General features: G+C 69.3%; 22 protein-coding genes and 1 tRNA gene. 5 read left to right on the forward strand and 18 right to left on the reverse strand.

The genetic code is table 11. The features are described 5' to 3' along the window. Window positions 1-45 precede the first annotated feature (45 nt). The 7 genes from chvE to ACTJI8_RS14465 form a co-directional block, all read right to left on the reverse strand. Window positions 46-1,173 carry a multiple monosaccharide ABC transporter substrate-binding protein gene (gene chvE, locus ACTJI8_RS14435; RefSeq protein ID WP_440734117.1) on the reverse strand — a complete coding sequence of 376 codons (1,128 nt, stop codon included), beginning with the start codon at window positions 1,171-1,173 and terminating at the stop codon, window positions 46-48. Window positions 1,174-1,535: 362 nt separating this feature from the next. After that, a complete protein-coding gene (locus ACTJI8_RS14440; protein WP_440734118.1) occupies window positions 1,536-2,549 on the reverse strand; it encodes a LacI family DNA-binding transcriptional regulator in 1,014 nt (337 codons plus the stop codon). A gap of 213 nt (window positions 2,550-2,762) precedes the next feature. Beyond that, on the reverse strand, window positions 2,763-4,700 hold the full coding sequence (locus tag ACTJI8_RS14445; protein ID WP_440734119.1) for a potassium transporter Kup: 1,938 nt from the start codon (window positions 4,698-4,700) through the stop codon (window positions 2,763-2,765). A 208-nt stretch (window positions 4,701-4,908) separates the two neighbouring features. Beyond that, window positions 4,909-7,764: an immune inhibitor A domain-containing protein gene (locus tag ACTJI8_RS14450; RefSeq protein ID WP_440734120.1), complete on the reverse strand. Its 2,856-nt coding sequence runs from the start codon at window positions 7,762-7,764 to the stop codon at window positions 4,909-4,911. A gap of 321 nt (window positions 7,765-8,085) precedes the next feature. Then, entirely contained in the window at window positions 8,086-8,586 is a 501-nt protein-coding gene (locus ACTJI8_RS14455) for a hypothetical protein (protein WP_440734121.1), read from the reverse strand. A 196-nt stretch (window positions 8,587-8,782) separates the two neighbouring features. Continuing rightward, the gene (locus ACTJI8_RS14460) at window positions 8,783-9,481 is read right to left on the reverse strand and encodes an alpha/beta fold hydrolase (RefSeq protein ID WP_440734122.1); all 699 of its coding nucleotides are present in this window, start codon (window positions 9,479-9,481) and stop codon (window positions 8,783-8,785) included. Between the two features lie 77 nt (window positions 9,482-9,558). Beyond that, on the reverse strand, window positions 9,559-9,708 hold the full coding sequence (locus tag ACTJI8_RS14465; protein WP_440734440.1) for a hypothetical protein: 150 nt from the start codon (window positions 9,706-9,708) through the stop codon (window positions 9,559-9,561). 9 nt (window positions 9,709-9,717) lie between these two features. On the opposite strand from ACTJI8_RS14465, the gene ACTJI8_RS14470 reads away from it, so the two are divergent. The 4 genes from ACTJI8_RS14470 to ACTJI8_RS14485 are packed head-to-tail and all read left to right on the forward strand — an operon-like array spanning window position 9,718 to window position 11,359. After that, window positions 9,718-9,861, forward strand: a complete 144-nt coding sequence (locus tag ACTJI8_RS14470) for a 3-keto-5-aminohexanoate cleavage protein (protein ID WP_440734422.1) — start codon at window positions 9,718-9,720, stop codon at window positions 9,859-9,861. A 29-nt stretch (window positions 9,862-9,890) separates the two neighbouring features. Further along, window positions 9,891-10,352, forward strand: coding sequence for an NUDIX domain-containing protein (locus ACTJI8_RS14475; protein ID WP_440734123.1), 462 nt, complete (start codon window positions 9,891-9,893; stop codon window positions 10,350-10,352). Then, window positions 10,349-10,714: a hypothetical protein gene (locus ACTJI8_RS14480; RefSeq protein ID WP_440734124.1), complete on the forward strand. Its 366-nt coding sequence runs from the start codon at window positions 10,349-10,351 to the stop codon at window positions 10,712-10,714. The genes ACTJI8_RS14475 and ACTJI8_RS14480 overlap by 4 nt, the downstream gene beginning before the upstream one ends. 36 nt (window positions 10,715-10,750) lie before the next feature. Continuing rightward, the gene (locus ACTJI8_RS14485) at window positions 10,751-11,359 is read left to right on the forward strand and encodes a GIY-YIG nuclease family protein (protein WP_440734125.1); all 609 of its coding nucleotides are present in this window, start codon (window positions 10,751-10,753) and stop codon (window positions 11,357-11,359) included. Between the two features lie 73 nt (window positions 11,360-11,432). Here the strand turns inward: ACTJI8_RS14485 and ACTJI8_RS14490 are convergent. From ACTJI8_RS14490 to ACTJI8_RS14505, 4 genes are all read right to left on the reverse strand, one after another. Then, a tRNA-Ser gene (locus ACTJI8_RS14490) sits at window positions 11,433-11,523 on the reverse strand. 151 nt (window positions 11,524-11,674) lie between these two features. Next, window positions 11,675-12,115 (reverse strand): hypothetical protein, encoded by a 441-nt coding sequence (locus ACTJI8_RS14495; protein WP_440734126.1) that lies wholly within the window; start codon window positions 12,113-12,115, stop codon window positions 11,675-11,677. Between the two features lie 49 nt (window positions 12,116-12,164). Next, window positions 12,165-13,217: a hypothetical protein gene (locus tag ACTJI8_RS14500; RefSeq protein WP_440734127.1), complete on the reverse strand. Its 1,053-nt coding sequence runs from the start codon at window positions 13,215-13,217 to the stop codon at window positions 12,165-12,167. Window positions 13,218-13,340: 123 nt separating this feature from the next. Next, complete coding sequence (locus tag ACTJI8_RS14505) at window positions 13,341-14,096, reverse strand: DeoR/GlpR family DNA-binding transcription regulator (protein ID WP_440734128.1); 756 nt, start codon at window positions 14,094-14,096, stop codon at window positions 13,341-13,343. A 47-nt stretch (window positions 14,097-14,143) separates the two neighbouring features. On the opposite strand from ACTJI8_RS14505, the gene ACTJI8_RS14510 reads away from it, so the two are divergent. After that, on the forward strand, window positions 14,144-14,515 hold the full coding sequence (locus tag ACTJI8_RS14510; RefSeq protein WP_440734129.1) for a DUF4406 domain-containing protein: 372 nt from the start codon (window positions 14,144-14,146) through the stop codon (window positions 14,513-14,515). A 55-nt stretch (window positions 14,516-14,570) separates the two neighbouring features. Here ACTJI8_RS14510 and cydD read toward each other — a convergent pair whose 3' ends face one another. From cydD to ACTJI8_RS14545, 7 genes are all read right to left on the reverse strand, one after another. Continuing rightward, a complete protein-coding gene (gene cydD / locus ACTJI8_RS14515) occupies window positions 14,571-18,278 on the reverse strand; it encodes a thiol reductant ABC exporter subunit CydD (protein WP_440734130.1) in 3,708 nt (1,235 codons plus the stop codon). 139 nt (window positions 18,279-18,417) lie between these two features. Then, window positions 18,418-19,443 (reverse strand): cytochrome d ubiquinol oxidase subunit II, encoded by a 1,026-nt coding sequence (gene cydB / locus ACTJI8_RS14520; RefSeq protein ID WP_440734131.1) that lies wholly within the window; start codon window positions 19,441-19,443, stop codon window positions 18,418-18,420. A gap of 14 nt (window positions 19,444-19,457) precedes the next feature. Next, window positions 19,458-20,870, reverse strand: coding sequence for a cytochrome ubiquinol oxidase subunit I (locus ACTJI8_RS14525; protein ID WP_440734132.1), 1,413 nt, complete (start codon window positions 20,868-20,870; stop codon window positions 19,458-19,460). Continuing rightward, window positions 20,857-21,597: a helix-turn-helix transcriptional regulator gene (locus ACTJI8_RS14530; protein WP_440734133.1), complete on the reverse strand. Its 741-nt coding sequence runs from the start codon at window positions 21,595-21,597 to the stop codon at window positions 20,857-20,859. The genes ACTJI8_RS14525 and ACTJI8_RS14530 overlap by 14 nt, the downstream gene beginning before the upstream one ends. 194 nt (window positions 21,598-21,791) lie before the next feature. Then, the gene (locus tag ACTJI8_RS14535) at window positions 21,792-22,064 is read right to left on the reverse strand and encodes a DUF6457 domain-containing protein (protein ID WP_440734134.1); all 273 of its coding nucleotides are present in this window, start codon (window positions 22,062-22,064) and stop codon (window positions 21,792-21,794) included. Then, window positions 22,064-22,837, reverse strand: a complete 774-nt coding sequence (gene mobA / locus ACTJI8_RS14540) for a molybdenum cofactor guanylyltransferase (protein WP_440734135.1) — start codon at window positions 22,835-22,837, stop codon at window positions 22,064-22,066. The genes ACTJI8_RS14535 and mobA overlap by 1 nt, the downstream gene beginning before the upstream one ends. Window positions 22,838-22,842: 5 nt before the next feature. Beyond that, complete coding sequence (locus ACTJI8_RS14545; RefSeq protein ID WP_440734136.1) at window positions 22,843-24,075, reverse strand: molybdopterin molybdotransferase MoeA; 1,233 nt, start codon at window positions 24,073-24,075, stop codon at window positions 22,843-22,845. Window positions 24,076-24,132 lie beyond the last annotated feature (57 nt).

The raw sequence follows: 24,132 nt of genomic DNA on the forward strand, positions 1-24,132 counted from the left end.
GGGTGGCTGCGGGAGCGTCCGCAGCCACCCCTGTGGAGCCGATGCCTACTTGAGCTGGTCCTCGGTGTAGTAACCCGTGTCGATGACGGCTTCCTTGTAGTTGTCCTTCGTGACCACGATCGGCTCGAACAGGAACGTCGGCACGACCTTGGTCTTGTTGTTGTAGGACTTCGTGTCGTTGACCTCGGGGGTCTTGCCGTTCAGCACGTCATCGGCCATCTTCACGGCCTCGCCCGCGAGCTTGCGGGTGTCCTTGTAGATGGTCGAGTACTGCTGACCCGCGATGATCGACTTCACGGACGGGATCTCCGCGTCCTGACCGGTGATGATCGGGAGCTTGTCAGTCGCGTAGCCGGCGCCGGTGAGGGCGGAGATGATGCCGATGGAGAGGCCGTCGTACGGCGAGAGCACGCCGTTCACGGTCTGGCCGTTCGAGTAGGTCGAGGCGATGAGGTCCTGCATGCGCTTCTTGGCGACGTCGGCCTGCCAGCCCTGCGTCGCGACCTGAGTGAAGCCCGTCTGGCCGCTGCCGACCTTGACGACGCCCTTGTCGAGGTACGGCTTGAGGGTGTCCATCGCGCCGTTGAAGAAGAACGTGGCGTTGTTGTCGTCCGGGCTTCCGGCGAACAGCTCGATGTTGAACGGTCCCGCGGCACCGGTGTCCTTGCCGCTCTTGTCCAGCACGCCGAGGCCCTCGAGGAGGCTGGTGGCCTGCTGCACGCCGACCTTGTAGTTGTCGAAGGTCGTGTAGTAGTCGACGTTCTTGTTGCCGTTGATCAGCCGGTCGTAGGCGATGACCTTGACGCCCTTGGACGCGGCCTGGTCGAGCTGGCTGGACAGAGCCGTGCCGTCGACGGAGGCGATGATCAGGACCTTCGCGCCCTTGGTGAGCATGTTGGAGATCTGCTGCACCTGGGTGGGGATGTCGTCGTCCGCGTACTCGAGGTCGACCTTGTAGCCGAGCTTCTCCAGCCCCTCCTTGACGGCGTCGCCGTCGTGGATCCATCGGGTCGACGTCTTCGTCGGCATCGCGACGCCCACGAGTGCACCCTTGTTGGCGCCGGGCTCCGCGGTGGAGGATCCGCCGCCTCCACGGGTTCCCGCGCACGCGGTCAGGCTGAGGGCGATGGTCGCGGCGGCTGCGACGCCGATGACCAGTCTCTTGAACTTCATGTGATTCCTTTCGTCGAGCGGCCGCCATGGCGCGCTCAGGACAGCAGAGAGCGCGCCGATGGAACGATCGGACCGCCCGGTCGCGACCTGCACCTCGCGAACGAGGGCGTGGGTCGGGGTGACGACCGCATCACTGCGGACGTCGGTTCGTGGTGCTGTTCGCACGGGGCCGGTGGCCGCCGACCTCATGCGCTCGGGACGGCGAGGAGGTTCGGAATCCGACCTCATCGTCGCCGCGGCTGTGACCGATCACACCCGCACGAGTGATCTTCTGGCGAACCGGTCACATTTGTCAAGCCTTTGACCGAAGTCGGCGTGATGCGCCCGCCGATCCAAGGGAACGCGAGGCGCCCCGACCGCCTTCAGAGGGCGCGGGGAGCCGCCGTGGAGGCGCGCACGATCAGGCCCGGGACCAGGGGTTCCTGCACCAGGTCATCGCCGCCCAGCTGAGCCAGCAGCATCCGGATCGTCCTGCGACCGAGTTCGACGAAGTCCTGCCGCACCGTGGTGAGCGGCGGGAAGAAGTGCGCCGCCTCGGGGATGTCGTCGAATCCGACGAGGCTGATGTCCTCCGGCACCCTGACGCCGCGTTCGCGGCAGGCGTGCAGGAAGCCGAGGGCCATCGAGTCGTTCCCGGCGAAGACCGCGGTGAAGTCGGGCATGCGCAGCAGGCTCAGGCCCGCCTCGTAGCCGAACTGCGCGGTCCAGTCCCCCAGCAGCGGGGCGCGCACGCGCAGATCGCGCGCGTCGAGCTCGCGCAGATAGCCGGCCATGCGCGCCTCGGCCTCGGTCCAGTTCTGCGGGCCGGCGAGGTGGACGATGTACTCGTGCCCGATGTCCGCGAGATGCGCGACAGCGGCCCTCGCGCCCGCGATCTGGTCCATCGCCATCGAGTGGCGCTCGCCGCTCGGGCCAAGGGCCATGATCGGCACGTCCACGCTCATCCCACCGACCTCGCTCAGCACCTCCTGCTGCGGAGCGATGACGATGATCGCCTCGACGGCGTGACTGAGCAGATCGTCGATGCTGGCGCGCACGACCCCCGGCTCGCTGGAGCGCAGATTCGCGATGGAGAGCCGGTAGCCGGCGTCGCGCGCGGCGAACTCGATCGCGGTGATCGCCGTCGCAGGTCCGTACAGCGCACTGTGCGCCGTGAGCACGCCGATCGTGCGGGAGCGATTGGTCGACAGCGCCCTCGCGACCGGATTCGGCCGGTAGCCGAGCCGGTCGATCACCGATTGCACATGCTCGCGCGTCTTCTCGCGGATCCGGTCACTGCCGTTCAGCACTCGCGACACGGTCTGGTACGAGACGCCGGCCTCGCGGGCGACGTCGCGGATGTTCAGGGCGCGAGGCGGCTCGCTCTCCACAGCCACGCGCACCTCCTTCAGATCGGTCAGACTCATTATGCGCGAGGCGATGACGGTCGGATGCGCGCCTCCCGTGCTGCCGCCGCCGGCGCGGAGCGCGGGCAGGCAGCCGGTCGTCCCACCCCGCCATTCGGTTCACTGGTCGCGTATTGCGGCTTCGCGGTGCGGATGGCCGCAATATGCGACCACCGAACAGCCTCGGCGCCAGGACCTACAGACCTACAGCTCGATCTGCGACCCCATCACGATCACCCGGTTGCGCGGCAGGCCGAAGTGGTCGCTCGCATCGGTCGTGATGTGCGAGGCGGCGAGGAAGAGCCGCTTGCGCCACCGCGCCATGCCGCCGCGCCGTCCCTCACGCAACTCGATCTTCGACAGGAAGTACGTGGCGTTGTCCAGATCCAGCCAGCCCTGCGTCTTGTGCGGCGGGATGCTGCGCAGCGCACGGGGCAGATCCGGATTCTCGGCGTAGCCGAACCTTGCCGAGATGTACAGGATGCCGTCCGTCGGATCCCCGAGGTCGTCGACCGTGCAGCGTTTGGTCTGCGGCACGCGCGGGACGTTCTGGATGTCGACGGACAAGATGATCACGCGGGCGTGGCGCACGTGGTTGTGCTCGACGTTGGCGCGCAGCGCGAGCGGCGTCGTGGATCCGCCCGGGTTGAGGAAGATCGCCGTCCCCGGCACCCGGTCGATGAGCTTCGGGTGTGTGCGCAGGTTGCTCACGAAGTCGGCGAGCGACCCCTCCGCCTCCGTGCGGCGCGCGGTGATGAGGGCGCGCCCGCGCTGCCAGGTCGTCATGACGGTGAACGCGGCGAGGCCGATCGCGAGCGGCAGCCAGGCGCCGTGCGTGAACTTGGTGGCGTTGGCGGCGAAGAACAGCAGGTCGACCGAGAGCAGCACGACGGCGCCGATCACGAGGATCCAGGGCGGGGTCTTCCACCGCCGGCGCGCCAGGTAGAAGAACAGCAGCGTCGTGATCGTGATCGTGCCGATGACCGCCATCCCATAGGCGAACGCGAGCGAGGCCGACGTGCGGAACACGAACACCAGGGTGATCACCGACACCATCAGCAGCCAGTTGATCCACGGCACATAGATCTGCCCGTGGGTCTCGGATGAGGTGTGCGTCACACGCAACCGCGGGAGATAGCCGAGCCCCGAGGCCTGCGCGGCGACGGAGAACGCGCCGGAGATCACCGCCTGCGAGGCGATCACCGTCGCCACGGTGGACAGGACCACGAGCGCGATCCGGCCCCATTCGGGTGCGAGCAGGAAGAACGGCGCCGACATGTTCGCCTTGTCCTCCAACAGCAGTGCGCCCTGGCCGAGGTAGGTGAGCGCCAGGGCGGGGAAGACCAGGAACAGCCACGCGAACGAGATCGGCTTACGGCCGAAGTGGCCCATGTCGGCGTAGAGCGCCTCGGCGCCGGTGACCGACAGCACTACGGCGGCGAGTGCGAAGAACGCGATGTCGAAGTGTCCCACCATGAACTGGACCGCATAGGTCGGCAGCAGAGCCAGCAGGATCTGCGGGTCGTGCAGGATCCCGCCGATCCCCAGCACGCCGATGACGACGAACCAGACTGCCATGATCGGTCCGAACAACCGGCCGACCACGGAGCTGCCGAGCTTCTGGATGAGGAACAGCACCAGCAGGATGGTGGCGGTGATCGGGACGATCCACTCGTCCAGGCCCGGATTGATGGTCTTCAGACCCTCGACGGCGGAGAGCACCGAGATCGCGGGGGTGATCATGCTGTCGCCGAGGAACAGCGCGGCGCCCAGCACGGCAAGACCCGACAGGATCGCCACCGTGCGCGTGCGCCCCTTCGGCGCCCAGCGCCGCAGCAGAGTCAGCAGCGCCATGATGCCGCCCTCGCCGTCGTTGTCCATCCGCATCGCGAGCAGCACGTAGGTGATCGTGACGATCAGGATCACCGACCACACGATGAGCGAGACCACCCCGTACAGGTTCTCCGCCGTGAGCGGGATCGGGTGCGGATCCTCCGGGTTGAACACCGTCTGCAGGGCGTAGATCGGGCTGGTGCCGATGTCGCCGAAGACGACGCCGAGGGCGCCGATGACGAGGGCGAGGCGGAGCGGGCTCCTGCCGGCGACGGGCGCCTTCTGGTCGATCACGGCCTGGCTGTTCACAGACGAAGCCTAGAGCCCGATTCCCGCGCCACCCGGCGCTCCTCACGGAATCCTCACGCGGCGTGGCGCGTCCGCGCTCACGAGATCCTCACGTCGTCGCGTGGCCGCTTGCGCAGGACTCCCGTCGGGCGATCATCGCGGAGCGGCGGCGCCGCGCAACGCCGGAGCGCCGGCCCCGAGCAACTCGGGACCGGCGCTCCGGTTCGGATCAGCCCTTGCGGGGCGCGGTCACCGAGATGAGTGCCGCGGTGTTGTCCTGCATGGACTTCTTCACCGAGATCACGGTGCCGTAGCCCACGCCGGCATCGGCGGGGTTGCCGGTGCCGAGGGTGGTGAACCCGAGGTCCAGACCGTAGAGGTCCGCCGCGGGGGTGCCGTCGGGGTTGACGACGCGCGTGCTGTACGGCGCGTTGCCGACGGACGGGACGACCACCGAGGCGTCGCGCATGCGGTTGAACAGCTGACCGTTGCGGATCTCCAGGCCGGCGACCCAGCCCTTGTCATCGGTGAAGGTGCTCACCGCGGGCTGCGCCGGGATGTCGGTGCAGGCCTCGTTCTGGTAGTTCGCGTCGACCAGGCAGTCCTTGAACGGCAGGGTCGGCGTGAGCCCGAACGCGGCGTTGGACGACTGGGCACGGCTGGAGATGTTCTTCAGCACCGACGGATCCAGAGCAGCCTCCGCACCCGTGCGGCGCAGCGGGTCGAAGTGGCTGTCCACGAGCAGCAGGCCGCCCTTGGCGCCGTAGCTCGGCAGGCTCGTCTGGTTGGCGACGACCTGGTTCGACGTGCCGTAGGTGGTGTCGCGATACCAGATCAGCGCACCCGGCGCGTTGTACGGGACCTTCTCGACCTTCCAGCCGTCAGCGCTGTACACAGTGGTGTAGCCGTACTTCAGGCCGTTGTCGAACCCATCGAAGTTGCGCCACTCGACCAGGTAGTACTGCGCCTTGATCTGGGTGCCGGTGTCACGGGCCCAGCCTGCGCCGGTGCTGTCGGTGAAGGTGCCGTCGACCGCGGTCCAGCCGTTGTCGCCGGACTCGACGTCGTCGGTCCAGACGTCGGTGCCTCCGGCGGTCAGGGCGAAGTCGTCCGAGAACCAGCCGCGCTCCTGGAACGCCGCGTCCGTGGCCTGGCGCAGGCGGATCTGGATGTTCTGCCCCGCGTACGCCGACAGGTCGACGTGGTCGTGACGCCAGCCGTCCGTGGATCCGGTCAGACCGTACTTCTTGCCGCCGAAGTCGGACATGCGGCCGTTCGGGTCGCTGTAGCCGTCGTCGGTCGACACCAGGGCGCCGGACTCGTCGTAGACCTTCTGCTCGGTCCACGTGGATCCGCCGTCGGCCGAGACCTCGACGAAGCCGTAGTCCCAGTCCTCCTCGATGACGTAGTCGTTCCACATCGAGAAGGTCGCGCCGGCCGGCACGTTGTCGATCGAGCGGGTCAGGGTCGCGTCCGCCCAGCTCTGATCGGCGTTGGAGTACCACATCTCGGATCCGCTGTGCGGCTCGGCGAGCACGATGGTCTTGTCCGGCAGGTTGACCTTGATGCCGTCTTCGGTGCCCTTCTTCGGACGTGAGGTCTGACCGACCTTGATCGTCTGGGTGCCGTCGCCCGGGTTCACGACCTTCGGATCCGCCCAGCCGAGCACCCACTTGTCCCAGATGCCCATGTGGGTCGGCAGCGACTGGAAGATGGGGCCGGAGTGAGAGCCGGAGCTCATCAGATCCCAGAAGTCGACGTCGGAGTTGCCGGCGTTCGTGGTGTCGTAGAGGTCGGGCAGGCCGAGGTCGTGGCCGTATTCATGCGCGAACACGCCGACACCGGAGTTCTCCGGCTGCACGATGTAGTTCTGGATCTTGAAGTCGGTTCCGGGGATGGTGGCTCCGCCGGCGACGTCGGACGAGTGCGCCCAGATCGCGTAGGTGCCCTCCTTGCCGCCGCCGCCGGACTTGTCCTCACCGGCGTGCACGAGCACGACGTGGTCGATGATGCCGTCGGGCTCGTTGACGTTGCCGTCGCCGTCGCGGTCGCCCTGGTCCTCGATGTCGTAGTCGGACCACGGGAAGGAGGGGTCGGACTGTGCGAGCGCCGCCACGGCGTCGATCGGCAGCTGGCCCGCACCGAGCGGGTTGTCGGGGTGGCCCTGCATGTCCTGCATGGGGCCGGCCTCGTAGGCGCCGGTCTCGGGGTTGATGTGGCAGACCGTGGCTCCGTAGTACGCCTCGGAGTGCGGCACCTTCACCCACGCGGTGGCCTCACCGGTGAGGGTGTACGCGCCGCGGGACATCTCCTCGTACATGTTCTTCATGGTGTTGCCGGAGATGTCGAAACCGGGCTTGCCGTCCAGACCCGTCAGGTCGGTGCGCACGCGCTCGGTGACGCCCTGCTTCGAGAAGAGCATCTTGTTGTAGAAATCGCTCGAGAAGTCGGGCATCCACATCGTGTTGTTGTCGGGCTGCGCTGCGGTGGCGGGGTCCGGGATGTTGTTGTGCAGGGTCGGGCCCTGCACGTCGCCCGGCTTGCAGTCGGTCGCGCCGAAGGACGTCGGGACCTGCAGGTTCGAGAAGTCCTCCGTGCCGTCGAACTCGACCAGGATCGTGAGGAGCTTCGCCTGCTGCGTGGTCTTGGACTGCTTCAGGTTCTTCGGGCTCTTCCCGGTCTTCACGGCCTTCGCCTCGGTGATCGCCAGCTGCTTGGCCGCCACGGGGTTGCCCTGCGCGTGCTTCTGGTCGTTCTCCTTGGCGCGCTCGAACGCCGCGGCGCCGATCGCCTTGCGGGCGCTCGTGCTGCCGTTCGTGTCGGCGACCGCCTCGTCATCGGACGCGTCCGTGAACGCTTCGGCGCGGGGCGCCACGTAGTTGATGTAATGATCTCCGGTGCCGCTCTTCGCATCGGTCCCTGCGGAACCGGTGCTCGCAGAGGTCACCGTGCTGGATGGCTGCGTGCTCGACGGCGCCGCGACTGCAGGGCCGGCCCCGAAGGTCGCCACCCCGGCCGCCGCCAACACGAACGCGGACGTCGTCGCCGCCACACGTCGTCGCGTGCGAGCGCTCTTCTCTGACATTGCTTCTCCCTCCAGGCGTCGCCTCAGGGGTTCCCGCGGCGATGCGGATGTCGTGCACCGGTCAGGCGCACAAGAACCAGGATTACCGTGAAAGTCCTATGCAAGGGAAGAGAATCGCCTGAAAAGAGGAAGATCCTCCGCCGATATACCGGGGCCAGGTCACATGCCTGCGGAGGGCAGGATCCGGCAGCGAAAGGTCGGGCCGAGCAGCGGAGGAGTTCCTGCACAAGGACGCCGCGGACGCACGAAGGGCGCCACCCGGAATGTCCCCGGTGGCGCCCTCGTTGCGCGGTCGCGGTCCGCGTGCGCAGGAAAGAGCGATCAGCCCTTGTTGCAGATCTCCTGCAGCTTCTTGCCCTGCTCGGTGAGCTTGGCGCTGGCGTCCTGGGCCTTGGTGGAGATCTCCTCGACCTTGGTCTGCGCCTCCTTGAGCTTGTCCATCGCGGCCGGGTCGGTGGCGTCGATGTTCTTCATGTCGGGCATCTCGAAACCGTCGAAGACCTTGACGAAGCCGTTGAACTCGGTCGCGAAGGCCGTGAGCGGCGCCTTCACGGTCTCGTTGGTGACCTTCTTGCCGGCCTCCTCGAGCCCCTTCTGCACGGGGGCGAAGATCTCGGCGAAGTCGACCTTCTCACCGGTGGTGGCCTTCTGCATGGCCGAGCTGACGTCGCTCGAGACGCTCGAGGTGGCCTTGGTCATCTCCGTGTTGGCGATCTTGCACGCGTCGGCCACGCTCTGGCCGCCCGAGCAGGCGGTCATGGTGGCGGTGAGGGCGATCGCTGCGACGAGGCCGCCGATGCGGGTCAGGGTTGCCTTGTTCATGTTGAGCTCTCCGGTCTCTCCATAGATGTGGCTGCCGGTCCGGAACGGGCGCGACAGCCATGATTGCCTTCCACCCTATTCCGAGCTGATGCATAGGTTCGGACCAGGTCGGCGGATCCGGCGCGATCGTGACCGCACCGAGATATCGAGGACACGGCACGTTCACCGGCCCACTGGAGTCCTGGATCTTCTTGCGTCAGGACGGCGCTGCGGGGTTCATCGCGCACCGCTCCAGCACATCGGCGAGCGCGGCTGGCCGGCTCAACGCGACGCAGTGACTGCCGTCGATCTCCTCCGGCTCGATGCCCAGACGTTCGCGGACCACCCCGCGGAGGAAGTCCGGAGGCAGCACGCGATCCTGCCGGCACAGCACGAAGCGGGTGGGAACCTCGGGCCAGGCCGCCATCGGCCATGGCTCGGCCAACGCTGTGCTCGATGGGTGCGCCCGTTCGCGGCTGAGGGCCTCGGCCGCCAGCTCCCGGGGAACGTCGTGATAGAAGGCCGCGAACGGATCGGCGCTCCCGGTCAGCCCGCCGTCGCGTTCCGCCTGCTCCGCAACGGTGGATTCGTACCCGAGGTCTTCCCACCACCGCTCCGGCGGTTCCCCCGGCGCCGGGACCATGCCGGCGAGCAGCACCAGCGCGTCGACGGGCACGCGCTCGGCGACCAGCGGCGCCGTGAAGGCGCCGAAGGAGTGGCCGACGACCACCAGGTCGCGGCGGTCCCCCACTGCTTCGACCACGGCGTCGGCATAGTCGGAGAGCCTCAGGGACTCGTCATCGGCGGGCAGGTCGGGCGCGACGACATCGTGGCCTCTGGCGCGGAGTTCCGCCGCGACCAGATGGAAATGCCATCCGACATCGCCGGCGCCATGGATCAGCACGAACGTCGCCATCAGAGCGCCACCTCCTGCCCTCCTGCGGGACCTCGCCAAAGGCTAGTCGCGGATGCCGGCCATGGGAAGCCGCTCCCTCAGGAGTTCGTGCGGCACGGGATCGCACGCGATTTCACGCGCGTGATGGTCGAGCCTCTCGACGCTGATCCCGATGCGCGGTCGCGCACGCCGCGGCGATCGAAGCCGTCGTCGTGGCAGCAGGCATCGATCTGCAGCACGTCCATCACGGTGACGGCGTGGCGTCGTGGGCGGTGATCCATCGGACGCTTCCGCTCGGCCACGGGGTCCGCACAGGCCTGGAGGACACGCCGGTGCTTCCGAACGGGACTCTGGCAGCCGACAACGCCGAGCTCGTGAGGGCGGCGACGCGACTTCGATGACGTGATGCGAAATCTCGGATGATTGACCCATGTCTGTTGATCGTTCCTACATCAGGGTGAAGGTCATGCTCATCGCCCCAAGCGTTCACGGCGATCATCATCTCGTCAGCGTCAATGCTCCATCACGTGAGAACCCGCTGGGCTATCACCGCTTGATCGGCGGCAGCGTCGAACTGGGAGAAACGCACCGCGAGGCGATCGTGCGCGAGGTGGATGAGGAACTCGGCGCCCGCATCCTCGACCTCACCTATCTACGCACGGTCGAGAACATCTTTCATCTCAACGGTGAACTCGGTCATGAGATCGTCGCGTTGTACTCGGGCAATTTGGAGCCAGCACCAGCAACGGAAGGCGGCACCCTCATGGAGTCTGACGGCTCGGTGATCCCTGTGGCCTGGCGGCCGTTCGACGACTCTGACGTGGACATCCCGCTTTACCCGTCGGAGGCAAGCGATTGGATTCGTTCGCACCTGAGCGAGCGCCTGCCATGACTGAACCGTTTGCTGACGATCTGGCAACGGGTCCGGACGCCAGAGCGAACGGCAACTGGGGCTGGCCGTTCTTCGTCCTCATCGGTGTCGCGGCCATCTGCGCCATGTACACCACGATGGACACCCTCAACATCGACGGATGCGGTGAGGGCGAATGTAACTACATGGTCGCCTGGTGGTCCACGGTCGGCTTCGTCCAGATCCTCTTCTGGTTTGTCGTCGCGTGCGGTGTCGCGATGATCTTGCTCACCCTTTTGGGATGTCGAGCGAGCTGGATCGCTTTCGTCGGCATCGGCGTGAGCATCGTCGCAACGATCATCAGCAACTCGATCTTCGGATGGTCGCTGCATGCAGGTAGTTGAACCATCTCCTGTCCCCGAGCTAAGTAGAGTCGCCGCATGACCATGCCCTCACCTGTACCGGCCTTTGCGGCGGCCGCCATCGACGCCCTCACCGCAGAGCGCTGGGCGATCACCGATGCCGCGCAACACGTCCCGCCGCAGCCGGGGCTGTACGCGATCTACGGTGATGAGCAGGCCTGGCACGACCTGGGGCTCGAGCCTGCCCCGGAGCAGCCGCTCTACGTAGGCAAGGCCGAAAAGAGCCTAGTCTCCAGGGACCTGAACGGCCACTTCGCCGCCAACGCGAATTCGAGACCCCGCACTGGCGGATCCACTGTGCGCCGCTCCTTCGCCGCACTGCTGCGCGACACCCTCGACCTTCGTGCTGTTCCCCGGAACCGCGTGAAGCCGGAGCGATTCGCGAACTACTCTCTCGCCGAGGGCGGTGACGAGCGCCTCAACGAGTGGATGCACGCCAGGCTCGCTCTCGCAATCTGGCCGGCGACCGAGGACCTCACTGTGCCGCTGGGCGAGGTCGAGACCGCCGTCGTCGTGCACTTCACGCCGCCGATCAACCTGGACAAGAACCCCGACAAGCTCGCCCGCCTCAGCGCAGCTCGCGCCGCCATGGCGGCCGAGGCGTCCCGCTGGACTCCGAAGCGCTGACCGACATGCAGCAGCGCGTAAGCTCACGCGTCAAGTAGACACGAAGAAACCCCCGATTTCTCGGGGGTTTCTGTGGCGGTGACGGTGGGATTTGAACCCACGGTAGGGGGTTACCCTACACAACTTTTCGAGAGTTGCACCTTCGGCCGCTCGGACACGTCACCGCGGAAAAGCATACGCGACGCCGGGATCGAGCGCGAATCGAGCGGATCCGGTCGGCATGTCGCCAGATGGATGAGATTCCGCCGGGTGCACGCTTGGCGACGCCGGTTTCTCGCGCAGTTAATGAGATCCCGTGCGCTGAACGCAGCCTCACTAATGCGCACGCTGCCACCTGCGCGCCTTGCTTCCGCGCAGCCTGTGCCGCCGGGCGAGTTCGTCCTGATAGGCCCCAAGCCAGACGAACGCTCGCTCACGGCGCTTCTGCTCTTTCACAAAGAACACGATCATCGGCGAGAGAGCGATGATCAGAACTACCGCTGCGACGACGACCACGAGCGGCTGAATCAGCCAAGAGCTCGGCAGCCCTGGCATGACCTTCACCGTCATCAACGGCCCCGCGACCACGAGCAGGACAGCTACCACCAGACTTGCGAACGTCAAACTCAACGCGTTGCTTTCGTCGGCGCTCATTGCACGCAGCTCTGCCAGCACAGCCGTCTGGACATCGCGATCTTCGAGAGCGAAGGCGGTCAGCCTCTTCGAGGAGACGTCAGAATCATCGTGAATGTGCGGGTGATGCCGCTTTGGTGCCATGCGCCACTCTCCCGCAATGGCCCGAGAATTCACAAGCCATCGTCAGCGCTCACCAGGCCTCGGCGACCTCGGCGTGCGTGCGCAGGATGCCCTCGGTGGATCCGGCCGGGGCGCGGCCGATGCCGCACTCAGTCGCCACGCCGAACGAGGGGGCGTGCGCAGCAGCCGCAGCGATGCGGCGCCGAGCTCCCTCGGGCCCGTCCTCGCGATGCACGAGGCCGAGGTACAGCTCGGTGCCCTCCCCCACGGCGAGCCCGTCGAGCGGTGCGAAGTAGGCGTCGTCGTCGCGCTCGATCGGCACAGGCAGATGCAGCCAGGTGAGCGGGCGGCCGGCTGCCGCCGCGACGGCGTTCGCGTAGCGGACCAGGTTCGCCGCGTCGGCGGGCTCGAAGAAGTGCTTCTCGGCGGCGTCGCCGTAGCAGAGGTGCACGCCGGCCTCGACCTCGGCGGGCACGGCGTCGACGAGGGCTGCCAGCCGCTGGACGAGCCCGTCGAACGGGTCGCCGGGCCACCACGCCTCCATGACCTTGCCGTAACCGGCGGCGCGCTCGATGATGCCCATCTCGCTGGCCACGTCCCATTGGATCGCGAGATCCTCATGCGGGATCGCGGCGAGGATCTCGGCGAGCTCGCGACGGATCGCCGTGGTGTAGACCGGCTCGATCGCGACCCGGTCCTCGCCGGAGAAGAAGGACGAGATCACGGCGAGCGGCGTGGGCAGCGACACCTGGAAGCGCACGCCCTGGGCGATCGCGCCCTCCTCGCGCAGTTGGCGGAAGACCTCGTACGAAGCGAGCGCCGCAGCCGCATAGCCGAGCGGAGGCAGCACGATCGCGGCCGCGTCGACACCGTCGCCGATCCGCAGCGGCCGTGCGTCGAGCCCCGCGCCGAACGGGACCCGCTCGGCGCCCACGCGTTCGATCCCCTCCGCCTGGCCCAGCACGTCGGGCTGGAACATGATCCAGTGGAACCGGATTCCGACCTCGCCGTCCGGAATGCGCCGAAGCTGCGGCCCGAGGATCCCGGCGGCGTTGCGCATCGTGGTCTCGGCGTCGTCGTAGTTCACGCTGCCGACCAGCAGCGCTCCGCGTGGGTTCGTCATGCCTGAAAGCGTAGGACGATCACCATCGACGGTTCTGCACGGTTTCGTTGCGCACAGCCCGGAGCCTCCCGCGGCGCTCGAGTTGCTCCTGCCCGGATCCCGCCTCAGGGACCCGTAACCGCGTCAGCCCGCTGCGATGAGCCGGACCCCTACGGCGGCGAGGTCTCGGAGGGTCGGATCCGCCGGATCCGCGTCGGTGACCACGCCGGCGATCTCATCGAGCGACAGCACCCTGTACCGCGACGCCGTCCCGATCTTCTCCTCACTCGCCAGCACGTACGTCTCCGCGGCCCGTGAGGCGAGGGCGCGCTTCATCGCCGCTTCGTCCGCATCCCCCGTGGTGAGGCCCGCCGTCGGATGCACGCCGGTGACGCCGAGGAAGAAGAGATCGGCGCTGATCCGCTGCGCGGCCTCGACGGCCGCCGCCCCGCAGGCCACGGCGGAGTGCTTGAACAGCTGCCCGCCGATGAGGAACACGTCCGCGGCATGGTCGAGCAGCGCAGCGGCGATCGTGGGACTGTGCGTGATGATCGTGCACGGCAGCGCGGTCGGGATCTCGGCGACCATCGCGAGCGTCGTGGTGCCACCGTCGAGGATCACCGTCATTCCCGGGCCGATGAGGGCGGCGGCCGTCGCCGCGACCCGGGCCTTGCTGTCGGGGGCCACGACGGCGCGCCGCCCGTAGTCGACCACCGCGGGCGAGGCCGGGAGCGCCCCGCCGTAGACCCGCACAGCGAGCCCCGCCGCGTCGAGCTCGCGCAGGTCGCGGCGGATGCTGTCCTCCGACAGCCCCAGCTCGGCGGCGACGTCCTTCGCGACGATCCTGCCGTCACGGTGCAGTCGCTCGAGCAGCATCTCCTTGCGCGCGGCAGCCAGCATTCCGACTCCTTCATGTTTATGCACGTTTCTGCTGTATTGTACCCGATATGACGAAGCCACTCATGATTCTCATCGCCGGTCCCTACGCGTCGGGCACCGGCGGCGACCCCGCCCTTATGGTGCAGAACCTCGCCCGGCTCGAGGAGGCGGCCTGGCCGATCTTCCGCGCCGGGCACATCCCGATGATCGGCGAGTGGGTCGCCCTCCCCGTGCTGTCCAGTGCCGGCGCGACCGGCCCGGGCGACCCGCTCGCCGCCGAGGTGATGTATCCGACCGCGGAGCGACTGCTGCAGCACTGCGATGCGGTGCTGCGCCTGCCCGGCGAATCCCGTGGAGCAGATCAGGACGTCGCGATCGCTGAGGGTCGGGGGATCCCCGTGTACCGCCGCCTCGAGGAGGTCCCGGGGATCACCGCCTGATCCCGCGCTTCCCGCGCTCTCCGCGCTCGGCGCGGGGCGGCCGGACCCCGAAGGCTCAGGAGCCGACGGGCAGGATCCGTCCCGCGTCGAGCCGGATCGCACGGTCGATCGTGCCGGCCGGCGGCTCCACGTGCGAGATGAGCACGACGGTCTGGGATCCGGCCGCGCGGAGCAGGTCGCGCAGCAGCGCATCCGACGCGTCGGGATCCACCCCGGCCGTCGGCTCGTCGAGCACGAGCACTCCGAATCCGCGCAGGATCGCCCGGGCCAGCGCGATGCGCTGCGCCTGTCCGCCGGAGACGAGGGCACCGCGCTCCCCCACCCGCGAGTCGAGCCCGCCACGTTCCCGCGCCCAGGATCCGAGCCCCACCCGGTCGAGCACGGCGATCAGCTGGGCATCGCTCGCGGTCTCCTGTGCGAACAGCAGGTTCTGCCGGATGTCCTCGTCGAAGAGCATCGGATCCTGCTCGCACAGTCCGACGTGACGGCGCAGTTCCGGACCCGGCACTCGGCCCGCGTCGCTGTCGCCGATGCGATACGAGCCGCCGAAGCGCAGGAAGCCGACCAGCACGGCGGCGAGCGTGGATTTGCCGGCGCCGCTGGATCCCGTGATGAGGATCCGCTCCCCCGGTGAGACATCGAGGTCGAGGTCCCGCAGGGCCGGCGCCCCGGCGCCCGGCCACGACGCCGTCACACCGCGCAGGCGCACCGCACCATCGCCGACGATCCCCTCGCCCTCATCACCACGGACCTCCGCAGGCAGCGTCGCGGGCAGCAGCGCATGGATCCGCTCCGCACCGGCGCGCACGCCGCGCCACGCGGAGGCGGCCTGCGGCACGGCCGAGAACACGTCGAACACCGCCATGGGCAGCAGCACCGCGACGGCGAACCAGGGCGCGTCGACCGCGCCTCCGGGCTGCCCCGGGGCCGCAACCGCGAGCGCCCAGATCGAGGCGGCGCCCGCCGCCAGTGACACGACCGCCGAGGACAGCGCCTGCGCGACCGCGGCCCGGGTGGTCGTGCGCCGCAGCGCGTCGTCGGCGGCGCGGATCCGATCGCGCGCGATGGCCTCAGCCCCGTAGGCCTGGAGCACGTCGAGAGCGGTGAGCTCGTCGACCAGGGCTGCGGCGAGCTCCGCCCTGTCGCGGCTGAGCGCGCGTTCGGCCCGGCCTCCGGCGATGCCGCCGAGCACGACCGCTCCCGCGACGGCGATGACCAGGCAGGCCGCGAGCGCGAGGGCCGCCGCGGGGGCGATGGCGGCGAGGACGCCGATCGAGACGAGGGCGACGACGCCTCCGGTCAGCAGCGGCTGCACGACGCGCAGGGGCAGGTTCTGCAGGTTCTCCACGTCGTCGACGAGCGCGGCGAGCACAGAGCCACGGTCGGTGGATCCGAGTCCCGCGGGGGCCAGCGGGGTGAGTCGGCGCACGACGGCCGCCCGCAGGTCCGCGAGGCGGCCGAGCGCGGCGTCGTGCCCGGTAAGGCGCTCCAGATACCGGGTGACGGCGCGGGTCACGGCGAAGAACCGCACCCCGACGATCGCGACCGAGAGGGGCACGAGGTTGTCGACGAGCGACGCGGTGACGATGAGCCACCCGCTCACGAGCAGCAGGCCGACCGCGGCCGCGGCCGACACGATCCCGGCGAGGATCGCGGGCAGGAACCGTCGCGTCCGGGGCATGGCGAGGCGGAGGATCCCCCCGACGGAGGCCGGGAGATCCGGGATCGGATCCGGATCCGCCGCGGACGTTGTCGACGCGGCCGCGGCGTGCGCGGTCGCCTCGAGCGCTGCCGGCTCGGGCACCGCCGCCGCGGGCGCGCCCGTGCCGGATGCGGCCGCGCCGTCGACGGATGTGGCCACGCCACCCTGCTCAGGTCGCACTTTCTGCTGTTCCCGGGGGTGCGGAAGAGCAGAAAGTGCGACCTGAGCATTGGTAGAGTCGGCGGCTGCGGAGCTCGAGCGGGCGGCTGCGGAGTCCGGGCCGGCGTCCGGGCCGGCGTCCGCGGATCCGGCGACGGGTGCATCAGCCGAATCGATCGAGCCGGCGTGTGCGGCCGCGGGGTCGTCGCCGATCCGCACCACCTGGTCGGCGATGGCGCGGGCCGACTCCCGGTGCGAGACCAGCAGCACCGTCGCCCCGTCGTCGGCGGCACGACGCAGCGCAGCCCACAGCCGCTGCTCGGTCACGGCGTCGAGGGCGCTCGACGGCTCGTCGAGGGCCAGCACGCGCGCACCGGATCCGAGCCGGTACAGCGCACGGGCCACGGCGACGCGTTGCGCCTGGCCACCGGAGAGCCCGGCGCCCTGCACGCCGAGCTCCTGCACCGGATCCAGGTCCGATGCCGCGGCGTCGGCGAGCGCCGACCGCACGCGCGCGAGGTCGGGGACGGAGTCGCCGAGCGCGACGTTCGCGGCGATCGTGCCGCGGATGAGCCCGGGGCGCTGGCCGGCCCAGGCGAGCCATTTGATCGGATCCGGATCCGCTGCGCCGTCGAGCGTGAACCCCCCGTCGCGCACCAGCACACCCGCGCCGTCGTGCACTGCCGCGCCCTCGACAACGACGGTCCCGTCGTACGCCGCAGCGCCGCGCAGCGCCGCGAGCAGGCTCGTCTTACCGGATCCGCTGCGTCCTTCGAGGAGCGTCACGGTGCCCGGTTCCGCGGTGAAGGAGACCGGCGCGAGTACGTGCGCTCCGTGCCGCACCGCGACCCCATCGACGACCAGCCGGATCGCCGCTTCCGTTTCACAGCGCGCAGATGGCTGGATTCCGGGCTGGTCTGCAGCAAAGTGCGCGCTTTGAACGCCGGACGGGGCCGCCGGATCCGCCTCCAGCACCTCGAAGACGTCCTCGGTCGCGGCGACGCCCTCGGCGGCGGCATGGAACTGCACCCCGACCTGGCGCAGCGGCAGGAACGCCTCGGGTGCCAGCAGCAGCACGAACAGTCCGACGCCGAGGCTCAGTTCGCCGCCCAGCAACCGCAACCCCACCGAGACCGCGATGATCGCCACCGCGAGCGACGACAGCAGCTCGAGCGCGAAGCCGGAAAGGAACGAATACCGCAGCACGCGCATGGTCTCGCGGCGGTACTGGTCAGCGGTCTCGCGCATCCGGGCCGCCGCGCGGCGTTCCCGGCCGAACAGGCGCAGCGTGGCGAGGCCCTGCACGGTGTCGGCGAAGCGCGCCGCGAGTGTGTGCAGCACCTGCAGCTGCCTGCGCTGCACGCCGCGGGTGGCGATGCCGATGAGGATGAGGAACAGCGGGATGAGCGGCAGCGTGACGAGCGCCGCGAGACCGCTCGGCCAGTCCTGCCACCACATCACGGCGACGATGATCGGCGTCGCGATCGCGGTGAGCACGAGCTGCGGGATGTACCGGGAGAAGTAGGGATCCAGCGCGTCGAGACCGTGCCCCGCTGTCACCGCGAGCGCGGCGCGGTTGCGCGTGCCGAGCCAGGCCGGCCCTCGCCGGGAGATCGCATCGAGCAGCGCCGCCCGCAGTTCGCGCCCGGCCTGCGCGGCGGCGCGGGCGCCCCACGCCTCCGACACCCACAGCAGCACCGCGCGCGCGAGCACCACGAGCGCGAGCCACGGCACGTGGCCGAGAGGCGAACGCCCGGCGGCCACGTCCGTGATCCCCGCGGCGAGCAGCCCCGCGAACGCGATCGTGACCGCGGTCTGCAGGAGCGCGATGCCCGCCGAGACCGCGAGGTAGGTCCGCGCGGCGGGCGCCCACCGCAGCAGCCGCGGATCGATCGGCTTCATCGGATCCGCTCCGCGAACACGCGCGACGGATGCAGCACCCGAGCGCGGATGCAGGACGGATCCGCACCTCTGATCGCGCACCCGTCACCGTGTCCTGCAAATGGCGCCGTCGCGGGTCGGCGCCGGGACGACAGGGGGCTCATGCGTGCGCGGGGGCGGCCTCGATCGTCGACCGGCGCACCCGCTTGCGGAACACCCAGTAGGTCCACGCCTGGTAGGCGAGGACGAGCGGCATTGCCACGAGGGCCGTCCAGCTCATGATCTGCAGCGTGTACGGCGTGCTGGACGCGTTCTGGATCGTGAGCGAGTTCGCGGCGTCGATCGTGGAGGGCAGCACGTTCGGGAACAGCGCGGAGAACAGCATGAGCACGGCGGTGAGGATCGTGATGACCCCGGCGGCGAACGCCCAGCCGTCACGGCCGCGCAGCGAGAAGACCACCGACACGATGAGGAACACCGCGGCCACGGCGCCGAGCGCGATCACGGCCCAGAGCAGGGACGGGCGACCCGCCGCGATGACGATCGTCCACACCACGGTCCCGGCCGCAGCGAGGATCGTCGGCAGCGCGGCCAGGCGCGCCACGCGACGGGCCCGCTCGTGCACGACGCCGTCGGTCTTGAGCGACACGAAGTACAGTCCGTGCAGGAAGAACAGCAGCAGCGTGGTGACGCCCACGAGCAGCCCGTACGGGTTCAGCAGGTCGAACACCGATCCGCGGAAGACGTGCTTCTCATCCAGCGCCACGCCCTGCACGATGTTGCCGAACGCGACGCCCCACAGCAGCGCGGGGACAGCGGATCCGATCACGATCATGGTGTCGAAGCGACGCTTCCAGCGCACATCGTCGCGCTGGTGCCGGTACTCGAACGACACCCCGCGCAGGATGAGCGCCAGCAGGATCAGCAGCAGCGGCAGGTAGAAGCCGCTGAACAGGGACGCGTACCACTCGGGGAACGACGCGAACAGGCAGGCGCCGGCGACGATCACCCAGGTCTCGTTGAGATCCCAGACCGGGCCGATCGTGTTGATGACCTGGCGGCGCGAGACGTCGTCCTTGCCGAGGAAGGGCAGCGACATCCCGACGCCGAAGTCGAAGCCGTCGAGCACGAAGTAGCCCACGAAGAACAGGGCGACGATCCAGAACCAGAGCGTGGCGAGATCCATGTCCGTCTCCTTCCTCAGTACACGACCGACGGGACGGGAGCGTCCTCGTCGTGCTTCTCGGTGGTGTCGGGCCCCTTCTTGGCGGCGCGGACGATGAGTCCGACCTCCACGACCGCGAGCGCGGCGTAGATCGCGGTGAAGGAGATGAGCGAGATGAGCACTTCGACGCCGCTCACCCCGGGCGAGACGCCGTTCTTGGTCGTCATCAGGCTGAACACGATCCAGGGCTGCCGGCCCATCTCGGTGAAGACCCAGCCGACGATGTTCGCACCCAGCGACAGCGGGAACGAGTAGATCGCGATCTTCCACATCCACTGCGCGGGCTCGCGCTTGGCTTTCTTGCGGGTGATCCACAGGCCCACCAGCGCGACGAACGCGTGCAGCATGCCGAGCCCGATCATCCAGCGGAACGCCCAGTACGTGATCCACAGCACCGGGTTGAACTCGGTGAGCCCTGTCGCGGCGAACTCGTGCGCGTACTGCGCGTTCAGGTCGTTGATCCCCTCGACGCAGCCGTTCAGGTCGTGGGTCGACAGAAACGCGAGCAGATACGGCACGCGCAGGGACCAGATCTCGCCCGTGCCATCGGGCGTACCGATCGAGAACAGCGAGAACGAGGCATCGGCTCCGCAGCTCGAATTGAACATCGCCTCGGCCGCGGCCATCTTCATCGGCTGGGTGCTCACCATCGCGAGTCCCAGCTGATCGCCAGAGAGGAGCACTCCGGCCGTGGCGACGAGGATCCCCCAGAGTCCGAACTTGAGCGACTTCCGCATGGTGTCGACATGCTGCCCGCGCGACAGGTGCCAGGCGGAGACCGAGATCACGACGCCGGTGGCGAGCATGAACGCGCCGAAGATCGTGTGCGGGAACGCGGCGAGCGCGACCTTGTTGGTCAGCAGCGCCCAGAAGTCGGTGAGCTCGGCGCGGTTGGCGGCCTCGTTGAAGGTGTACCCGACCGGGTTCTGCATGAACGCGTTCGCGGCGATGATGAAGTACGCCGAGAGGATCGTGCCGAGAGCTGTGCCCCAGATGGTGGCAAGGTGCACCTTCTTCGGCAGCTTGTCCCAGCCGAAGATCCACAGCCCGATGAAGGTCGCCTCGAGGAAGAACGCGAGCAGTCCCTCGAACGCGAGCGGGGCGCCGAACACGTCGCCGACGAAGCGGGAGTAGTCCGACCAGTTCATGCCGAACTGGAACTCCTGGACGATCCCGGTCACCACGCCCATGGCGAAGTTGATGAGGAAGATCTTCGCGAAGAACCGGGTCAGGTGCAGGTACTCGATCTTGCCGGTGCGCACCCACGCGGTCTGGAAGATCGCGGTGACGGTGGCCATGCCGATCGTGAGCGGCACGAACAGGTAGTGGTAGACGGTCGTCAGTCCGAACTGCCAACGGGACAGGACGAGCGGATCAAGCCAATCCATGCGCGGGGCCTCCTGTGTTCGCGGATCCTGCTCTGAGGTCGAATTCTGCCGTGCCTCTCGACCTGTTCCCGGCATTCCCGGCATCAGGGTGGCCGAGCCCGGTGCGGTCCAGTTCGACCGTGCACTCCTCCGGCCGCGTCGCCGAGCGCACGCAGCGCGCCGTCAGCGGCCCGCCGGCCTGGGCGAGCACGCCCTGCATGAGGCCGAGGTGCACTTGACAGAGCACCGGGCGGTGCTCCGGCCGGGCGGCGGCGTGCGGGCACGGGGTGAGTTCGACGGTGAGGCTGTCCTCGTCGATGACGGGTTCGAAGCCGCTCTCCTCGAGGTGCTCGACGAGCGCGTCGAGCTGATACACCGCCTGCTCGCCGAGCATGGAGGGGCCGGTCTGCAGCACGCGGCGCAGCAGGTCACCGCGGCGTGCGGCGTCGTCGGCCTTCTGCTTGGCGACCGGGCTGGAGGCCTCGGGCGCGCCCGTGACCGCGCTGTAGAGCACGCGCGGGCGCCCGCGCGTCGTGCGGTGCTCGGTGGTCGGCACGACGTAGCCGCCCTCGATCAGGCGTTGCAGGTGCTCACGCACGGTGTTGGGGTGCAGCGCGGTGGCCTCGCACAGCTCGCCGATCGTGCGATGCGGACGCGCCTGCGAGGTGCCTGCTTCAAAGAGCAGGTGCAGGATCCGCACGCGCGAATAGCTGGAGATCGGCCCGCAGACGGGCCCGGCGCTGGCCATGGCTCCATACTCGCATCGGCTCCGGCCGGACATGGGGACTTCGGCCGTGAATAATGCCGCGCGCGATAGGAGGTTCGGATCACGACCATGCGAATCCCGGATCCGGCTCCGGCTCCCGGATCCGGCTCCGGCACTCAGTCCACCGGATCCGGCCCGGCGCGTAGTCCACCGATCCGGCCCGGGGTCGCCCGAGGTCAGTCAGTGCGGTGGGCGAGGGCGAGCTCGGAGATCGCAGCCACCACCGCGCGCACGTCACCGGGGCTTCCGCCCGCGCGGCCGGCCACGAGGCCGGCGACGAACGCGCTGAACGGGGCGGCCGGGCGGGCGACGCCGTTCGCGACGTCACGGGCGAGGTCGAGGATCAGGGCGATCGGCAGGTCCTCTTCGGCGAGGTTGAACCGCTCGCGCAGCTCGGCCGCCCACTCGTCGAGCGCCTCCGGCGGGAGGGTGCGGTCGTTCGGGGTCATCAGGGCTCCTCTGATCGTGCGGCGGATCCGGCGGCGTCGGCGCGAGCGCGTTCGAGGTCGGCGGGGGTGTCGATGTCGGCGGTGGTCCCATCCTCGTCCGCGATCCACCGGATCGGAAGACCGCCGAGCACGGCGCGGCATGAGGCGCCGTCCACCTCGCCGAACGCGGCGAGCGCGGCACGCACGGCGGCCACGCGGTATCTCCCGGCGAGCCACTGCGGGTGCTCACCGGCCCGGAACACGACGGCGTCGGTCGGATGCGGGACGTGCGCGCGCTGCCCTCCTGCTCGCTGGTCGCAGATTGCGGCTTCGCGAGGCTCAGAATCGCAATCCGCGACCAGCGAAGCCTCGGTTTCGGCGTCGGTTTCGGCGGGGTCCGTGACCACGAGGTTCTTCTCCGCCAGGCGGGCGACGACGGCCTCGGGGTGCGCTAGGTCTCCCGCGAGGAGCAGGAACTCCGCTGCGTCGTCGAGTTCGGGGCGGGACAGTGCCGCAGCGAGCGCCGCGACGGGGCCTCCGAACGGCGGATCCTCTCGCACCCACGTGACGACGGGCACGGCCGCGGCATCCGCAGGCCGGCCGTCGGCGGGTGCAGGCCCGACCGCGATGATCGGAGAGATCCCGTGCGCCGCCAGCGCGGCGAGCGTGCGGTCCCACGGCGTGGAGCCGCCGAGCTCGAGCAGGTGCTTGGCCGCACCGCCCATGCGCCGGGCGCGACCGCCCACGAGCACGACCGCACCGAGGGGCGTCGAGTCGGAGCCGGGCGCCGACATGGCGCTCAGTCCAGCTCCAGCACGTCGACGAGGTCGCCGATCTCCACCTCCGACACCTCGGCCGGCACCACGGCATAGGCCGTCGCGCCGCCAAGACCGACGGTGAGGTGCGAGCCGGACCCGCCGCGCGCCGCCGGCACGACCGTGCCATCGACGATCACGGCGGGCAGGTACTGGCGCCGCCCCGGCGGAGTGCGCCAGGCAGCGCCCGCCGGGATGCGCCGCACAGGACGGAGGACCTCATCCCGACCCTGCAACCGCAACAGCGCCGGGCGCACGAAGGTCTCGAACGACACCGCGGCGCTGACGGGGTTGCCCGGCAGCCCGAACAGCAGCATGCCCTCGGCGGTCACTCCGAACGCCTGCGGCTTGCCGGGCTGCATCGCCACGGCGACGAACTCCATCGCCTCGCCCATGCTCAGTCGCACGGCCTCGTACGCCCCAGCGCTCACCCCGCCGGAGAAGATGACGACATCTGCGCCGAGCGCTGCGGCCCGGGCGGCCGCCTCGGCGGGCCCGTCGCCCTCGTCGCCGACGACCTCGCGCAGCACGATCTCCGCCCCGGCCTGGGCGGCGAGACCGGCCAGCAGCACTCCATTCGACTCGGGGATCTGCCCGCGCTGCAGCGGCGTCCCAGGCGGCACCAGCTCGGATCCGGTCGACACCACGGCCACGCGCGGACGCGGCGCGACCTGCACCTCGGCGATACCGACCGACGCGAGCGCCGACAGCTGGCGAGGCCCGAGCAGCGTACCGGCGGGCAGCACGATCGCTCCCGCCGCAGCATCGCTCCCGGCTCGCCGCACGTGCGCGCCTTCCGCGCGCGGAGCGCGCTGCACGACGGCGGTCTGCAGCGAGTCCGCGAGCCCGCCGGCGGTGTCCTCGAAGGGCACGATCGTGTCGGCCTCGGTGGGCAGCGCAGATCCGGTCATGATGCGCACGGCGCAGCCCGGGGCGAGAGGCGGATCCTCGGGGCTCCCGGCCGGCAGATCCGCCGTGACCTGCAGCGTGACGGGCATGTCCTCCGAGGCGCCCGCGACATCGGCGAAGCGCACGGCGAAGCCGTCCATCGCGGAGTTGTCGAACACGGGCACCGGGTTCACCGCCGGGGCGTCGACGGCAAGCGTGGACCCGCCCGCCCGGTCGACGGCGACCGTCTCGGCAAGGCGGGGACGCACGGCGGCGAGCACCCGTTCCTGCTGCTCCTCGACCGTGCGGAAGGTGGTGCCGTGGCTCATGCGCGCTCCCTCAAGGCGATCGAGTCAGTGTGTGGTTCGAGGCTACCGGTGCCGCCC

This window comes from Microbacterium sp. 22303 (assembly GCF_052045265.1).
Classification (GTDB): Bacteria; Actinomycetota; Actinomycetes; order Actinomycetales; family Microbacteriaceae; genus Microbacterium.